We start from the raw sequence: 16,485 nt of genomic DNA, 5'->3' as shown, positions 1-16,485 counted from the left end.
GCGTTCATTGCTGCCCCCGCTGAAAATGAAAATAGTCGTGATCGTGGCCAGGTCGGCTGCGCGCTGTCCTTGGGCCAAGCTCGAACACGGCATCGATGCCATCCCCCTCTGGCAAGCCATAGGCGCCGCGCCGCGCGCCCTTGGCGTGCGTGAGCAGTTCCACCCAGGCGTCCAGGATGGTGGACCATTTGTGGTTGTATTTCTGAACCCAACGTTCGCGCCGCCAGTCCTCGGCCTTCCTCCATTCGAGGCTGGCCTGGGCGGGGTCCTCATCCTGCTGCGGCCTGCCGAAGTCAATGAAGGTTGCGGGCTCGAACACGACCCACCAGCGATCGTCGGCTTCCTCCAGGCGGATCCACAGGCCTTCGGCATACTTTCCCGTCGTGCCGGGTACGGGACCTGTCAGCTCAGTTCCGTAGGCAACCCTGAGCTTGGCCAGAAGGCTTCGCCGGTCCTGGGCAACCTCCGGTGGCAGATCCGATCTCGGGCGCGACACCGAGAGGCTGTGGCCCCGGCCCTGGAGGCGGGCATGCAGAGGCAGTTCTCGACACAGGGCGAGCACGAGCGCGTCGTAGACCACGCCCTTGGCCCAGGAGTCCTTGCCAATGTCGAGCGCAATTTCGCCGGCGGATGAGGAGCCGAACGGGGCCAGCGCCTGGGTGAGCGGGGCATCGGCTCCGAACGCGGCGAGGAGGCCGGGATTTCCGGCTTGGCCGACAACGGCTTTTGCGTTCGCTTGCTTGAGCAGGGCGCGCACGTCGGATATCCCCGCCTGTGCGTTCAAAGTGAGCCTGCGTGCCGCACGAGGCATCTCGAGCAGGGGCATTGCGGAGAGGCGCAGGACCGGCGCCGCCAGGGCCGCTTGGCGCTGGAGTGGCACTTGCGTGGTGTCGGTCGAGCGTCGGTCACCGAAGATATGGGAGACCAAGGTCTGCGGCAGGTCGGTCACGTCGGCGATATCGCCGAGCAGCTCGTCGAACGTGGTACCACGCACAAGGTGCACATCTACCTGCGCGAGTGCAGCTTGTTCCAAGAACTCCCTCACGGCAGGCAGTAGATTGGCCGGGTCTTGGCACAGCCAGTAAATCCCCTTGGGATAGGGGACAGGGTCCCTGAGCACCGCGCTCAAGGCCTGCATGACCGACACATCCCTGCCGCTGTAGCCCACGACGACCAGACCGAACCTCTGAAGTGATTGAGTCAACACTAGGCGCAACTGCGTGTCCTGCTCCAACAGCTCCGCATCGGTGTTCTTCAACTCGATCGACTGGTAGTCCCCGTGCAACTTGACGATCAACGGCCATTCGCTTTCGCGCAGGCAGGTTTCGGCGCGGGCTGCGTTGTCAATGGCCGCGAGCGTCACCGTTGTGCGTTGGTCTGCAGGCAGGAACTGAGCGGCCACTGTGGCAGCGCTCTCAATAAGTGCGTCGAAGTTGGTGGTGAAGACGCAAGGAGTCTTCCGCGCACTGAGCAGAGAGCCCAGGACCTTGTGTCCCAGAGATGGACTACCTTTGCTGACCTGATTCCTGATGTAGAGACGTCGGTCCTCAGGAGTGGGGTAGAGCGCTTCGAAGGCGCGGCTGTACTCCGACGGGTCCCATTTCGGTGGCAGTGAGCCTTGCCGTTCATGATGGCGGTCGATGCGCGCTTGCCAGATGGGGTCCGCGGAGTCGATCTCGCGCAGACTGATACCCGCCTCCGATGCGTAGAGGCGGGTTCGGAACTCCTGGATCATCTGGTAGCCGGTTGGTATGCCTGCCGTCGCAGACGCGCCCGCGCCAAGCAGCCACGAATAGCCCATGGGGTTCAAGGCAAACCGCTCGGCAAATGCTCGTCCACTTAGTTCCTTCATCTGAATTTCCTTGCACCTTTTCTTCTCGGAATCTGCATCCCCGTCATAGCAACTCGTAGTAACGGATTGCGCCGGCTCAATCCCAGGGGGTGGAAGCGGCCAGAACAGCATCAATAACCTCAGCTACACCGGTAGCGGCACGCCCCTGCAGGACAACGCCCATCTCCATCGAGTGTTCCAAAGAGGCTGCGGTGACATTCGACGATCCAAGGTATGCGATGCCGCAGTCGCACAGCACAGCTTTCGCATGGAAAGTCTCCCGTCCGCCATCCCTGCGCGGAATCGAGTAGTTGAAAACCCGCACGCCCTGCGCCTTGAGCCACGTCGAGATGGCATCGAAACCGAATGGGTAGTCCTTCCGAGTGTTGTCTTCCAAGCTACGAAGAATCAGGGTGCGCTCGACCCTCGGGGCCACATAAGACAGAAGCTCCTTCAACCAGGCCGCGCCCGTGCTGTCAAAGAACGGTGTCATGACCACCACGCGCCGTCGGGCCGCCCGCACCATGCCGTGGAAAGCGTGCTCAGTGGCCTCCAGTTCGGCGGTTCGCCAACCCAGCGCCGACAGCTCTTGCTCCAGCACGCTAGGCCGAGGCGGCTTGGTGAGCACAACCTGCGTCACGGTTGCATCGTGGTGTACGGACGACCGATAGTGCTCAACGGCATGAAGGGCGAAGGCTAGGCGCGGGAAGCGTTCGTGAGCACCGTTGCGCAGCTTGTATCCCGCCGGCGTCAACTCAATGAGCCCCAGGCTCGCCGAGCGCTCGAGTAGGCCCTGTGTCGCGCCTTCTTCGGTCACACCCAATTGCGCCGCATCGATGAGCGAGCGGGCTGACTGCGCCGAGCCGGCGGGCAGCTCTGCCCACGCCTCCAGCACCGCTGCGGCGAGTCCGGCTTTCTCAGCCAGGCCGGCCAAGACGGTTTGCTCGAACGCGGTCAGCTTCTGGGTCGGCATCGCAGACCTACGGTTTGACCATGTCTAAGTAGCCGGCAATCGGCGTGCCCCGTTTGTCGAGACGAGGCCTGCCCCCGATGGACCGCAAAACCGATCGTGAGAGCAGCTTGTTGCTGGCAATGCACGACGTCTCCGGCATCATCACGCAGTCAGGGCAGGCGCCGCCGCGCTCCGTGCACAGTGAGCCGGTTCCGCATTGCGTCGCCTTGGCGCCGAGCATTGCGGTCAGCATCGCCGGGCCGGCGTTGCGCCAGAGCGCTGACAGGTTGCCCAGGTCCATCGTTGTGCCGTTGCGGTAGACCACGAAGGCCAGGTCAGCCGGGAAGATGTACTCGCCCAACGAACCCAGGTCCAGGCCGGAGTATTCCGACACGTGCTTCATCAGCAGGTGTGAGTAGCTGTGGAGTAGGGTGTACAGGTAGAAGTAGGCCGGCGGCGCCGTGGTCTCCGGCAGGTTGTCCAGGAATGGACTCATTGGCTGAGCCGCACCCAGCAGGCCGGCGCCAATCCTCTCGCCCGGATTCAGTATGAACATGTCTGGGCACCTCAACGTGCGCAGCCATTCGAGAACGAGTTCTTCCTTGAGCCGCACATAGATAGCCTCATTGCCCTGTTGCACCACGTAGACGGGAAATCGATAGCTGTCGCTCTGCTTCACCGGTGGGAACAGGTTGAGGCGAACGGGCATGTCCATGCCCCGCTTGTCTCGCAGGATGGGCGTCGATTCCATCCGAGAGTAGCCGAAGCTGAAGCGGCACAGGTCGAACTCCCGGACGAGGCCCATGTCCTCCAGGCCGAGCTTGTCGAGCAAGGAACGCGTCGCAGTCTGTACCTGGTCCGTCTTGTCCTTGTCTTCCGGCGCTAGGTCTTCGTCCAGCCGGGTGAAGGACACATACGGCTTCTTCCCGTTCGTCCGCGTCTCCACGTCCAGACGCGTGCTCTTGAGCGCCGCGTGCTCGACGGCCAGGCGAAATGGGTCGAACTTGGACGCGAACGTTGACTGCCTGTTCTGAAGGTTCGAGACCACCGACACCGGAAGGTCCACCTTGGGTAGCAGAATTTGTCGCTGGCGCAGGTCGTCAAGGATGCGTTGACGATTGTTGTAGGCGAGGTCCAGCAAACCCTTCATCGCGGCACGTGCGGGCTCGGTGAAGGACTCTAGCTGTGGTTCGACAGCCCGAATCTGCCCCACAGCGGCCAGATAGTCCGCCAGGTCCTTGGCGCATTCCGGCTTGCTCTCGCAGGCCTTCTGCACGTCCTCGTCCGTGATGGACTGCGCGGCAAAGCCGTACTGCTTAGCCACGAAGTCCTTGAGCTCTGCTTCTCGTCCAGGCCGCATCCGGGTCAGCAGCTGCTGGCTGCCATCCTTGAAGTCGATGAACAGGTCCGACTTGACGTAATACGCGCTCGACGCGCGATAGGGTGTGGCCTGCATCCGCACTTCGGTCAGTCGGTCCGGTCCCATCGCCGGTCCAAGAATGCGCAGGGTGTCGCGGTCGTTCTGCAGCCACTTCGGCGACAGCGGCTTGTCGCAGGCGGCGCACTCGAAGAACCAATCGCCGATGCCAGCAGAGCGCCGATTCAACTTGAACAAGTAGCTTCCGCAGACGCAGTTGTCGCGACGTTTTACGACCTTGGCATCGCGGTCGCTCCAGTGCCATTGGCCAGGAAAGGCTGCCTCCCAGTGACCGGACCAGTGCACAAAAATCACATCGAGTTGCTCCCAGTCGCACTGCTCCTTCTTCTTGGGATTGGGGCAGCGGTCGGGCGTCAGGTTTTCGAGGTTCTTGTCCAGCTCCGCGAGGGTCTCGTAGTCCTGGAACATTCCACAGGTTCGGCACACAAACGTCAGCGGCGCCGGCGTGTACTCCATGTGCGAGGGCCGGCACAGATAGAACCGGTCCTGCCCTGGCAGTTGAAACTCCGTCTTCGTCGGGTCAAGCAGCACCTGGTCGACGCATTGCGCGGGGAGGATGCGTGGTTTCGTCGGGTCGCCGTCGCGCGCAGACGAGGCGGTGTTGAACCAGGCACGCCCCAGCTCGTTCATCCGCTCGAACACCAAGTCCATGGTTGATTCCGAGAGCTGGATAGGCTCGCCGGCCGAAGAGCGGGCAATGCAGGCCCCCATCCCGCCTTCGAAGGTGAAGAAGCTCTCTGGGGCGTAGGCCGTCGCGAGCTGGTTGCGCGATCGGCTCATCGTTTTGGCTTTTGCCATCTTGCTTTTCCCTCAGCTCCGCGCTTCCGTCGCGCTATCGGTCGAGTCGATGTCGGCGCCGGAGCCTCGCCGAATGAAGGTCATCGCCCGCGCCGTCATTCCGTCTGCCACGCGTTTGTACGACGCATCGACACCCGACTCGTGGATAAGACCTGGCTGGTCCACGTCGCGCAGCGATGTCATTGGTCGCAGCAGGTTGTTGCGCGCAGCAAAGAACTGAACCAGGCGAGTACTGTTCACCAGGCGGTCGACACCCAGGTCCTGCTGGTAGTGGGTGAGCTGGCTCTTGAGCAGGGATCGGTAGTAGTTCTTCCCTTCAGGCGATGGCGAGAAGGACAGCCCGAGCGCTTTCTCCATAAACGCCTCGGTGGCCTTCATGTGGGCTGGAACGGCCAGGAAGTCGCGCACGTCGGGCGCCATGGCAAAGGTAGGGCTGTTGCGCTTCTTGTTGTCGTCCGCCGCGCACAGGCGTTCGATGGCGTTCATGCCGCACACATACTCCTGGAAGAAGCTAGGCATCACCCGCACCAGCGCCTTCTCGGCCCAGCGGTCCACGGCCGCCGGCAGAATCATCCGCTCAAGGAACCGGTGGAAGATGTCGTGAATCTCGAGTACGAACCGATCGCGGTACCGCTGCGGCACAGGCACCAGCAGCGAGAAGCCAACGTGCGTGCGGCCCACGCGTGACGACGCCTGGATGTACTCTGCAATGTCCGACGGGATGCCCGCGAAGAACATCGCATTGAACTCCTCGACGTCGACGCCGTGCGAGATGGCGGAGGTAGCAATGACCGACCGCAGGGTGTCGTTCAGCTCCGGGAAAGGCTTGTTGACGCCAACGCGGGTCTCGGCCCGCCGGACGATGTCCTGGATGTCAGCGGCGGATACCGCTCCCGAGATGAGCTTCGAGCTCAAAGCCTGGTTGGCGTGACCCTCGACATGATGGAGCTTGTCGAACTGGACCTTTTCGGTATCGATGACCTGGTCGCCACCCTTCTTGTTCGTGACGTAGGTCAGGGCGATTCGGTGCAGATCCACCAGCGTCAGCAATGTAGCGGCATCCGCGCCCGCCAGGAGCCGGATGAACTGAGCCTGCAGAGGTCCAGGAGATACCCACCGAATCAACTCGTTGCGGGCTGGCTCCTCCTTGGTTGGGTCCTCGCTGCGCAGGCGCTCGTACAGGCCGGTGAGCATCACGTGGTAGTGGCCCAGCACTGAGGCCATGGCCACGGTATGGCGGTGCCCGTTCGTCAGGACGGAGGCGTAGACGCGCGCCCAGTGGCTGCGCAGTTCCACGTCGCCTGCAGGAATGGCCGCGCGCTCGATGTCGTCGGACGTAGAGTCAGGCTGGAGGGGCGTTGCGTAGAACGAGTCGTACAGCGTGGGTCCCGGATGGGGGAACTGGACCGTGTTGTCGCGCTGGTAGAGGTTGCGCATTTGTCGCTGTGGCTCGCTGACCGTGGCCGACGCTGCAATGACCTTGATTTTTCGACGGACCGTGGACTCGGGCTCGTATGAGAGATGACCCTTCAACAGCGGCGAGAGTTGGTCGAGCGCCGCCTCCAGCGCAGATTCGAACAGACCCGAGAACGTCCCCAGCGACTCATCCAGTAGGTGGGCCTCGTCCTGAATTAGCAGTGCCGGAAGCGGGTCGAAGAACCTCTTTTCGCCTGAGGCGAACGAGGGGAACAGGGCGCGCGTGCCGGCGCCCGGGTGACCATCCCAATCCTTGGACTTCATCGGTACGTACAGGCGCTCGCTGCCGGTCTCGACCAGCGGCGCAAACCCGAACATCCCGAAGAACTTGCGGATAGTGCCCTGCGACTGACCGATGGCGGCGAGCTTGTCGACCGTACCCAGGAGGACGGACGGAGCCAGGTCGTAGATGTCTTCGTCGACGATGTAAAAGGGCAGCGGCGTCGACTTGGCGAACCGGCCGTTCCAGGAACACTTCTCTTTCGGCGCGGTGCAGTAGTGCCCCATTGCGTTGGCGCCGGTGCCTGATTGACGACGTAGCGCCAAGAGGCTGCCGTCCCTATTGCCACAAAACGGGCACGAGGACAGCTTCAGCCAGCGCTCGCGGGCGCTCTTGTAGGGCTGGACGTCCTTCTGCTTGGCCTCCGCACTCGGGGCGACTTCATCGTCGCCGGGCACTTCGGTGTAGCCGTCCTCGGAATGCCAATTTGGCGTGTTGCTACCGCCAACCCAGAACCCGAGCGAGAACGGCTCGCCGGGATGCCCGCGCGTGTGTCGAACATCCTCGGCCGCGCCCATCGTTGCGAAGGTGCGGCGCGCTTGCTGCAGGGTGAGCAGGCGCAACGGGTAGCGCATCAGGGCCGACACGCCTCGGCGCTTTCCCCGCAGACGGTCGATGAAAAGCACGAATGCCAGCAGGCCCAGAAACGCTTCGGATTTGCCGCCGCCAGTCGAGAAGTACAGCAGCGTCACGGCGTTGGCGTGCTTGGCGACCTCTGGCGTGTAGTAGCTGTGGAATTCCGGAATGCGCGTCGCGAAAGCCGGAATGGACGCCAGGATGAAGGCGAGCTGGAACAGGCGCCACTCGTCATAGCCTTTCGACTTCGCCACCTTGGCCATTGCGGTGTTCATCGAAACCCACGCTTCGAACGGGATGCCGAGCGGCGACTTCTGGACGCCTGGCCCGCTCCAACTTGCGCGGGATTTCTCGAGGATGTCCAGGCCGCAGCGGATAGCACCCAGCTCACGGCGCCACGCCGCGAGGTCCAGGTGCAGCTTCTCCTTCTCGGCCGCCAGTTGCTCCACGGTATTCGGCCCGCCGAGGCCTTGGTCCACCGGATGCTTTTCGACCATGGTTAGCCATGCCTCGTAGGCCGTGACAAGAGGCTTCAGGTCGGCCAGGCAGTCGGGTTGCGACAGCTTTTCGATGTTGCGCTCGACGGCGCCATCGGTCGGGATGATTCGGGGAAGCACGTAGCGTGGCGCCCAGGTCGTGGTCAGCCGGTGCAGTGCGCCATCGACAGTCAGGGTGATGCCGCCGTTGAACCCCAGCGCCGGGTACTTGAGGTACTGGTTGTACCGGTAGGACGGCTTGACGCGGTCCAGGCGTAGAAACTGGTGGTCGGCTGCCGGCACTGCCGTGGTCACAGAGACCTGGAAGAGCGAGGGTTCCAGCTCCTTGAAGTTCGACTTCGTGAGTGGAGTGGTCCAGTTCTCCAGTGCCACGTGGACGGTCGTGCGAGTCGCATCGACCGGGTCCGGTATCGCCTGGACAACCCAACGAAGTTCAATCTGGGGCACGATGACCGCCAAGCTTGAGGCGCGCACCCGTTCTAGGAAGCCCTTCCAGTTGCGCACGTCGGACGGGCGCACTCGTGCGCGCCGGTACCCCCACAACTTGCCACCTGTTTCGGGCTCCGAGCTGGCGGCCCAGTCGGCGAGATGCTTGGCGATGGCTGCATTCAGGTCGTCGGTCGCCTTCTTCGCATCGGCCTGGGCTGTCGCCGGGGTGAACTCGAAGGAGGGCAAGGCGAGCTCGAGCCGGAGCCACTTCGGCGGGGGAGCAATGTCGTCGGCCAGGTGGTCAGGGGTGCTCAATCCGACGGCGACCTCTTGAACCGGGCGTGCCTCGCCTTCCTCGCCGCCTTCGCCGTTCTCACCGTGAGTGCCTTCGGCTCCCGCGTCTTCCTCCGCCGGAGCGCGGTCCAATCGGTTGTCGAACGGCAGGCCCATCGATTCGTAGGCGGCCTTGCGAGCGTCGTAGCTCTTCGCGGCCCAATCCGGATGCATCTTGCCCCCTGGCAGTGCGGCGACGAGCTTGCTCAGTGCGTCCTTGACCTTGCTGCGGATGTCAGCTCGGGCCTCGCGCGTCAATGGGAACGTGGCCTCCAGTCGTCCGCCGGGCTTCACTTCATCCTCGGTTGGCAGGATGCGGACGTATACGGCGCCAGTCAGCGACACGCCCAGCGTGGTGCCCAAAGCAGCCGAGCGAATCTGGAAGTCCATGCCATGCGCACTGATGCGGATGGGGTCCGCCTCCTCGTCACCGCCACGCTCCTCTAGCGGCATCGGCATGATGAATTCCGACATCAGCGCAGCGCTCGGCTTGGCCCCGTAAACGACTTTGTAGAAGTCGCCTCGGCCGGCGAGCCGCGCCGACAGTCCGTTGAGGAGGCTGTCGACGACAGCCTCCTTGTAGGCCGGATGGATGTCGCGGGGGTTCTTACTAAGAATGGGCACTTGTCTCTCCCTTCTTGTTCGTGGTCACACGCGCTGGCGGCGGCACGACGTGTTCGACTCGGTAGACGCACCGCAACGCTTCCTGTTGCAGTTGCCGGATAACATCTTCGGGCACCTTGCGGTATGTCGCAGCGCTCTCTGGCTGGAACAGAATCTCGGCGTACCGGGCGACCAGCTCCCGCCCCAGGTACTGATTCAAACGCCGCGCATTGCGCACGAAGCCCCAGTGCTGCTCGGCCGCCTCGTCGCTGATGCCCAAGGCCTTGCAGAAGACCTTGAAGTACTTGGAATCCTTGGCGGCGTGAGGCCTTGTATCGTCCTTCGCCTGCAGGGCCAGCCAGTAGTACACGCGACCCGGCCGGCAGGCCGTGGCCTTCGGGTCCAGTTCAACCATCTTGGCGTGAATCTCGCGAGCCAGCGCCGACCGCTTAGTAGACGTGAACATCAACGCGCAGCGCCGCTGAACATCGTCGTGGTACAGCTTGAGCAGCATGCGCACAGGGTCCACCACAGAGCTCACGCCTTCGCCGTTTAGCTGCAATGACGACTCCAGCTTGGCGCGCAGCTCGTCGCTCATGTCGAAGATGAAGTCGCCGGGCTGGATGGCGCTGGCGACTGCTCGCCGGAAGGGCGGATCCTCGTCGGGAACATGACGATAGACCCAGCCAGAGGCGTACGCGCGACCACCACCTTCCAGTTCAAACTTGTAGTACGTCTGCTCCCCATTCGGGTTGTTGTGACCGTTGTCGTCGAACTTGAACGTGAGCGGCATCTCGCGCAGCTTGTTGATGCCCAGCGGGTTCGGAACCTCTGCGAGGCGCCGCTCTAGCTCCTGGGCCAGCAGACCGATACGCCCCCGGTAGGCCTTGAACGCATCCACCTCCTTCATGCTGGTGAGCGTCGTGAGCGTGGATTCGGCCTGCCGATAGGCCACCAGCACCGCAGTTCCGTGTGGCACTTCCGGATGCGTCACCAGAATGCGAAGCACGTCTGGATTGATGCCGACAAAGGTGAAGTGCTTGCTCCTACGGTCCCCAGCGAGCGTCTTGCCCACAGCAGAGAGCGTGTGCCATTCGATACGCCCTTCAGCAGTGGGCCAATCTGCTCCCAGCTTCCGCTGCAGAAAGCTATGCGCCAGCAGCACGTACCGGTTATTCGTCAGCACCAGCGAGATGCCCTGTCGGCTGGCAACTGCGTGTTTGCGGACTTCGGCCAACATGCGAGACGCCATTGGCGTGGCATCGTTCCAGTCGTCGAGAAGCTTTTCGGCCCGCGCGATGGCCCGTTCAACGGAGTCGCGTACCTGGTTTAACGCGCCGGAGTCGAGTGCTGCGGCGAGTTTGAGCTTCACAGGCGTCCAGGCGTTCTGCCGGCTGCCGTAGTCGCCTTCGCTGGCCTCCGCCGACGTCGCGGTGAGGTCGGTGTAGCCCGCCGGCATGTTGGATAGCCGCAGAACGTACATGCAGGCCTCGAGCAGTGCCTGGTAGGCTGGGCTCTCCTCATTGCCGGCCGCTGAAGTCAGACGTTGGAACGCCAGCGCAAGCTGGGATGCGTCCCGGTCGACGATGCTCACGCTGAAGTTCGAGTTGCTGCGCGGAGCGGGCTGCCAGTCGGCAGCGACCGGATGCGCCGAGAGCAGCATTTCGTCGGCTTCGGCGGCCCACACCCTCGTTGAGAGCGTGCTCACGGAATCGCGAAGTTGCGCCCGCAGGATGAAGAAGGTCTTCGGGTCGTCTGTCACGATGACGGCCCCCATGTCGGAGAATCCGTTCTCTCGTGCAAACGACAGAAAGCCGGGGATTCGCTCCACCGCCGCGTAATTCGTGCGCTTCGCCGCGTCCGTTGCGTCCAGCAGCAAGACCTCCGGGCGTCCCTGGCTCCTCAATGCCTGGGCGGCCAAAGCCGTCCGCCACGACTCCTTCTTGGCCGTGTGGTGCAGCACCATGAGGGCACCCGGCGCCTTGTCGGGGATATCCCACTCGAGGCTGACCCTCTGGCGCAAGTCGCGCCGATGCGCCAAGCGTTCGACCTTCGCAAGGGTGCGTTCCAGCGGGTTGGACGTCGTCGTGGCCCAGGCTCGCTTGGCGGGGTCGAAGACAAATGTCGGAACGAGCTCTGCCAGAGAAGGGTTCGGGGCCTCGGGTGTGTGCTGAGTAAGGTCGTTCAATGCCCACAAGGCGGCGAGGAACGCTGGCGATAACGTGCATGACTCCGGCTCGAATGCACCGTTCGCCCGCTGCACCCACAGCGTTCGATAGAGAGCACTCAGTGCCTCGCGGTTGGCGAGCACGCTATGGAGCAGCGCGCGGCAGGCGTGCGTGCCCGGATAGAGCAAGGTGCGGACGCCACGCAGGTCCTTGGCGAAAACGCGCTCGATGTTTGCCAACGCATGCAGCAGCGGCAGCGCGGTTACCTTCGCCGGCCAGACAAGGCAGAGCGTCACGCCGCCTTGGTCGGCGGCTGCGAGCAGGGTGCTCACGAGCTCTTTAGTCCAAGGTTGTGCTGCAACAGTTTCGTTGGCCGTGCGGGATTGGTAGGTCAGGTGAGCGTTGCCCGCGCGGACCTGGGCCCACGCCCGTTGTGGACGCGCTGGGGTCGGCGGCGGGGAAGGCGGCAGCGGCACTGCGCGGGGCTTGGCCGATGACGGTTTCCCTCCCACGGGCTTGGCGGCGTACTTACGAGCCCGTTCGGCTTGCTTTTCGCGTGCTTTCGCTTGGTCTGCTTGGCGGTCCGCCAGTGACTTGAATTGAGGCATTGCAAAGTCCGAACTAATGTTTGCCTTGTCTATTCATCCTTCGGAAACGAGCCCGAACGCCAGGCTCACTGCTTCGTCCATGGACCTGCCATTGGCAGCGACCCCGCGAAGTACCTGCGGGTCGGGTAGTGCAAGCTGGTTGAGCTCGAACGCCGAGACGTTGGTGGCGCCCGAGATGCACCGAAAGTAGCGCTCGACCGCGTGCGCGCTCAGGAGCTTCGCTAGCTTGGTGGGTGGCAGGGCTGGTTTGCCGCTGACCGCTTCGATGATGACGACGTGGTTCTCGCCAACAAACCCACCGTAGGTGTCAAAGACGCCCGGCGACACGGCGGCCGCCACAAGGCGCCGCGGCTGATCGTTGGACGTCACTCGTTGCATTACCACGCACGGCGACGTGACTACAGACGTGTGCTCCTTGTCTCCCAGGTCGACGAAGCGATGCTCCCCGTCATAGGCGGAGGTATCCTCAAGTCGAACGATGCCGCAGGAAACAATGTCCCGCGACCACATCAGCGGCATCGCCGTGTGTGCCTTGACTTGCCGCGCGTCCTGAAGGGATTCAAACTTGGGCCGCTTGTCTCGATTCCAGACGTACGCCCCGATGCGCACCCGGTAGCCGTAATCGGACAGGCGGAACCGCGATAAGGTGGCCGTCCTGAGTAGGGCCACATCTTCAATGGAGCGCGGGATGGGCCACACGGCGCCGGCGTTGGGCAGCGTGCATTCACCGACGCTCGTGTATTGACCAGTTCTCGAGACGACTGAGACGTTGGCTCGCACTTGCTTGCGATCCTCTTCGGCGCAGCGCCTCAGCACCGTCAATGCTGTCTCCTGCTCCACGTCGATGAACACACCTTGGCGGTCGCTGACCATGCCTATGTGCTCGACGTCGGTGTTACGGATGAGGAACATGCGCAGCCGCCCGAAGTACTGCCCGGACAGAAAGCTGGTCGGTGTGACGAGAGCGGCACGCCCTCCAATTCGAAGCAAGCGAACGCAGAGGGTGATGAAGAGACAGTAGAGGTTCGGTTGGGCCTCGATGACGTCCGAGTATGTGTCGCGCAACGGCTCCAACTCGCCGGAGGTCATCTTGCGGTAAGGCGGATTGCAGACGACGACGTCGACCGTGCCGAGGCTGGCGGCCAGGTGGATCAATGAGTTGGCCGGGTGGACCTTGAACGATGGGATGTACCCTGTCTTCTGGATCTCAGCGTGCAGGGCCATGCACAGGAAGTGCTTGGACAGCTCGCACAGCGTCTTATCCAGGTCGCCTCCGTGGAGGTGCTTTTCGATGTGCTTGAGAGTTTTAAGTGCCGATCTCCCCTCAGCCGCTAGCGCCGTTCGCATGCGCAGCGCAATGGGGGCTAAGAAGGCTGCTCCGCCGCAGGCCGGGTCCATGAAAGACTGGCTACCGAAGTCGACGCCCTGTGCAGCAAGGTCGTCAAGCAGTCCTTCGGTAAGCGACGCCGGCGTGAAGAACATTGCCAGCTTCTTCTGATAAGCCTCATCGACCAGCATGGCGTAGGAGGAACTCAGCCAGTACGTCGCCTCGAGAAAGCTTAGTTGGCCTAGAACCACCACAAAGGCCTTTATTTGTGGCTCGGCGGCGAGCCCTTTGGAATAGGGCAGAGACGGCTTCGGTAGCGCAGGGAATGCTGTCTTGCACCAAATGCGCAGGATTGTGCCGACGAGCGTCGGCGCGTCGCATCCGCATTTCTCGGTGATTTGTCCGAGGGCTCGAACGCGTCGCTTGATGGACAGCTTTGAAAACGGCGCCATCAGTCTGAGTTCCCGCTCCCACTTGCTGTAGTCGTCGCATCAATTGACAGCTTTGCGCTCATCCTTCTCCCTTGAAATGGCTGAATTTTTGGTCAGTGAACATGTGACATGACTTGCGCCACCGGCCCCGCTTCTTGAGAAGCCTGCTCATGACCGCCGTCTTGTCGTCAATCTCCCGTTTGAAACCGCACCTCAACAGGTTGAATAAACATTCTGCAACAAACCTGAGGGGCGTTTGCCGGAGATCCGGAGTAAATGCCCTCATTTGGTGCGCCGCAAATGAATTACTTCACAATATGGAAAAGCGGGAGGCCTCAATCCTTGCGAATGAAGATGTGTTGGCGTACTATGTCTAATATTTTGGACAATGTCCAGCTGCTGCCTACCATGAACCTCATCGACATCGGCCATGCCGTACGCGTGCGACGCGCTGAACTGGGCTTGTCTCAGGCGCAGTTGGCGCTCCTGAGCGGCCTGTCGCGGCAGACCCTGGTCGGCCTGGAAAACGGCACCCTGAGCGATCTGGGCGTCAACCGCGTGGGGCAGGTGATGGCGGTGCTGGGGCTGGACAGCCCCAAGCCGGATACGCTGGCGCGGCGTAAGAAGCGTGGCCTGTGGATGGCGGCCAAGACAGCCAGCGTCAGCTATGCGCGTGAACTGGGGCCTGATGCGCTGGAGCAGGTCCTAGCGAGTGGTGATGTGCCGCTCCCATTTGCCCCGCACCTGACCCATTTGCTCGATGAAGCGCCCGTGCCTATCGTCGTGATGGCTGTGGAGGAGGCCGCCTCGCGCGTGCACCTGCCACCGCGGCAGATTTGGCGCAACGTGGCAAAACTGGCCGAATCCTTGTCCGTGCACCGGCGGGCGCTGTGGGCATGAAGGCAGGTTCGCTGCCCGGCGGTTCCTGGGAAAAGCTGTTCCCGCGGGCGCTGGCGCTGATTGACGAGATCAGCCGGTACGGTGGAATCCAGGATCCGTTCTGGACCCTGGGCGGCGGGACCGTACTGATGTTCCGTTACCGCCATCGACTGAGCAAGGACATCGACATCTTCGTGCCCGATCCGCAGTACCTCGGCTTTGTCACGCCTCGGTTGAGTGACACGGCAGCGGATTTGACGCAGGACTACACCGAGCAGCCCGGCGCCTTCGTCAAACTGCAGTTCGAGGAAGGCGAGGTCGACTTCGTGGCCGCGCCAAACCTGCTGGCCGACGCTTGGGAAACCTGGGACATCGGCGGCCGCTCCGTGAAGGTGGAGACGGCCGCCGAGATCATTGCGAAGAAGATGTACCACCGTGGTGACCGGGCCACGGCGCGCGATCTGTTTGACTTTGCACTGGTGATCGAGCGCGAGCCTCAGCAACTCCTGACGGCGACGCCGTTCCTGTTGCGCCACCGAGAAGCATTCCTGTCTCAGATCCGGCAGCCGCATGCTGGATTGCCAGCTGCCTTCGACGCCATTGCTACGCTGGACTACACGTCGGGCTTCGATCACTGCGTGGCGGTGGTCGGCGAGTTCCTGGAAAGCCTGTAGTTGTTAGAGCGGCACGGCATTTATCGCGAAGGGACATGCTGATGCAGGGTGGGATATGACTACCGCGAGAAAGCGCTCCCAGGCGACAAGCCGGGAAGGGATCAACTTCGTGCGCACGCTGGTTGAGCACCACAACTGCACGTTCCAAGAGATCGATCTGCAGAACGACCTCGGAAACGATGCTTACGTCGAGTTTGTGGTCGAGGAAAGCGCCACCGGTTGCTGTGTGGCGCTGCAAATAAAGTCAGGCTCTTCATATCGCGCTGGCGGTGGACGCTACGGGTTCCAGGCCGATCGCGACCACTTCGAGTACTGGGCCTCTCACACGCTGCCCGTGCTAGCAATCATTGTCGACCCCGAGGCGAGAAGGGCGACCTGGGTTGACATAACCGATCATCTTCGACGCAACCCTGCGGCGGTCAAGAAAGGACCTTTCAGCATCTACGCTGACCAAGACTTTTCAGAGTCTTCATTTGCTGAGTTTCGGCAACACTGCCTGACCTATCGGGAACCATACAGCCGCGAGCAGAACTTCGGAAGGGCTCTGGAGGCTTTTGCCGATCGAGCGGACGATGAGCGCTGCTTTGACGGACTACGGGCGCTGTTCGCGTTCCATAGGCAGCAAGTAGCTACCTGGTACTACCTAATCTCGTGTCTCTCAAATTTTCAAGGCCGCAGAGTCCTGCGCCCTCTCGTTGCACGTCTCTGCCACATCCCCACGCATGGAGACATATTCTGGAGCCAACAGAACGTCATCGACGAAGGAGTCCGTCAGGAGGCACTTCGACTAATGCGCGAATTGTTTGATCGCGGGGACGCGCTCGCCATGCTCTCGGTGATCGACGATTCCGGCATTGATCGAGGGACCATTGGGCAGGCGGTGCATGCGCTGGTGGACACCATGGCAGATGTGCCGGCAGTGATGGAGTCGATCGCAATCGATCAGAGCCAGAGTGAGCGAATTCGACACAGCGCGATTCTGTTTGCTACCAGCTCGGCCCAGTGGCAATCCCCTGCGGTCGCTCTTGATCTTCTGGATCGAATACGGGCTTCGGTATGCAGCGATGATGAACTGCGCGCCGTGGTTGACTGGTTGGCAGGCGATCTGAAGCAGCACGGCCGTGTTTCGTTCTACTAGGACGCCATACGCTGCTTGCAAAGGTGCTCGTCATTGCTGTCACTCCA

General features: G+C 62.3%; 9 protein-coding genes. 3 read left to right on the top strand and 6 right to left on the bottom strand.

The window, feature by feature from the left end:
* Window positions 1–4: 4 nt before the first annotated feature.
* The 6 genes from QM782_RS21815 to QM782_RS21790 form a co-directional block, all read right to left on the bottom strand.
* Entirely contained in the window at window positions 5–1,852 is a 1,848-nt protein-coding gene (locus tag QM782_RS21815) for an SIR2 family protein (RefSeq protein ID WP_415204964.1), read from the bottom strand.
* 76 nt (window positions 1,853–1,928) lie between these two features.
* Window positions 1,929–2,804: a phospholipase D-like domain-containing protein gene (locus tag QM782_RS21810; protein ID WP_415204963.1), complete on the bottom strand. Its 876-nt coding sequence runs from the start codon at window positions 2,802–2,804 to the stop codon at window positions 1,929–1,931.
* Window positions 2,805–2,811: 7 nt separating this feature from the next.
* On the bottom strand, window positions 2,812–5,019 hold the full coding sequence (locus QM782_RS21805; protein ID WP_415204962.1) for a hypothetical protein: 2,208 nt from the start codon (window positions 5,017–5,019) through the stop codon (window positions 2,812–2,814).
* Window positions 5,020–5,031: 12 nt separating this feature from the next.
* Window positions 5,032–9,234 carry a helicase-related protein gene (locus tag QM782_RS21800; RefSeq protein ID WP_415204961.1) on the bottom strand — a complete coding sequence of 1,401 codons (4,203 nt, stop codon included), beginning with the start codon at window positions 9,232–9,234 and terminating at the stop codon, window positions 5,032–5,034.
* Window positions 9,221–11,713 carry a hypothetical protein gene (locus tag QM782_RS21795; RefSeq protein WP_415204960.1) on the bottom strand — a complete coding sequence of 831 codons (2,493 nt, stop codon included), beginning with the start codon at window positions 11,711–11,713 and terminating at the stop codon, window positions 9,221–9,223. The genes QM782_RS21800 and QM782_RS21795 overlap by 14 nt, the downstream gene beginning before the upstream one ends.
* A gap of 309 nt (window positions 11,714–12,022) precedes the next feature.
* Window positions 12,023–13,768, bottom strand: coding sequence for an HsdM family class I SAM-dependent methyltransferase (locus QM782_RS21790; protein ID WP_415204959.1), 1,746 nt, complete (start codon window positions 13,766–13,768; stop codon window positions 12,023–12,025).
* A gap of 387 nt (window positions 13,769–14,155) precedes the next feature.
* On the opposite strand from QM782_RS21790, the gene QM782_RS21785 reads away from it, so the two are divergent.
* From QM782_RS21785 to QM782_RS21775, 3 genes are read left to right on the top strand one after another with little or no spacing between them, the layout of a single operon-like run.
* A complete protein-coding gene (locus QM782_RS21785; protein WP_415204958.1) occupies window positions 14,156–14,647 on the top strand; it encodes a helix-turn-helix transcriptional regulator in 492 nt (163 codons plus the stop codon).
* The gene (locus QM782_RS21780; RefSeq protein WP_415204957.1) at window positions 14,644–15,300 is read left to right on the top strand and encodes a nucleotidyl transferase AbiEii/AbiGii toxin family protein; all 657 of its coding nucleotides are present in this window, start codon (window positions 14,644–14,646) and stop codon (window positions 15,298–15,300) included. Before QM782_RS21785 ends, QM782_RS21780 begins: the two co-directional genes overlap by 4 nt.
* A gap of 55 nt (window positions 15,301–15,355) precedes the next feature.
* Entirely contained in the window at window positions 15,356–16,438 is a 1,083-nt protein-coding gene (locus QM782_RS21775; RefSeq protein ID WP_415204956.1) for a DUF4365 domain-containing protein, read from the top strand.
* Window positions 16,439–16,485: the final 47 nt, after the last annotated feature.

The organism is Pseudorhodoferax sp. (assembly GCF_047601025.1).
Classification (GTDB): Bacteria; Pseudomonadota; Gammaproteobacteria; order Burkholderiales; family Burkholderiaceae_C; genus Pseudorhodoferax.
This window is presented reverse-complemented; position numbering and strand designations above follow the sequence as displayed.

Bases quoted from the DNA above. Each gene is read 5' to 3' on its own strand.
- QM782_RS21815 (WP_415204964.1), bottom strand. From the start codon at position 1,852: ATGAAGGAACTAAGTGGACGAGCATTTGCCGAGCGGTTTGCCTTGAAC.
- QM782_RS21810 (WP_415204963.1), bottom strand. From the start codon at position 2,804: ATGCCGACCCAGAAGCTGACCGCGTTCGAGCAAACCGTCTTGGCCGGC.
- QM782_RS21805 (WP_415204962.1), bottom strand. From the start codon at position 5,019: ATGGCAAAAGCCAAAACGATGAGCCGATCGCGCAACCAGCTCGCGACG.
- QM782_RS21790 (WP_415204959.1), bottom strand. From the start codon at position 13,768: ATGGCGCCGTTTTCAAAGCTGTCCATCAAGCGACGCGTTCGAGCCCTC.
- QM782_RS21785 (WP_415204958.1), top strand. From the start codon at position 14,156: ATGAACCTCATCGACATCGGCCATGCCGTACGCGTGCGACGCGCTGAA.
- QM782_RS21780 (WP_415204957.1), top strand. From the start codon at position 14,644: ATGAAGGCAGGTTCGCTGCCCGGCGGTTCCTGGGAAAAGCTGTTCCCG.
- QM782_RS21775 (WP_415204956.1), top strand. From the start codon at position 15,356: ATGACTACCGCGAGAAAGCGCTCCCAGGCGACAAGCCGGGAAGGGATC.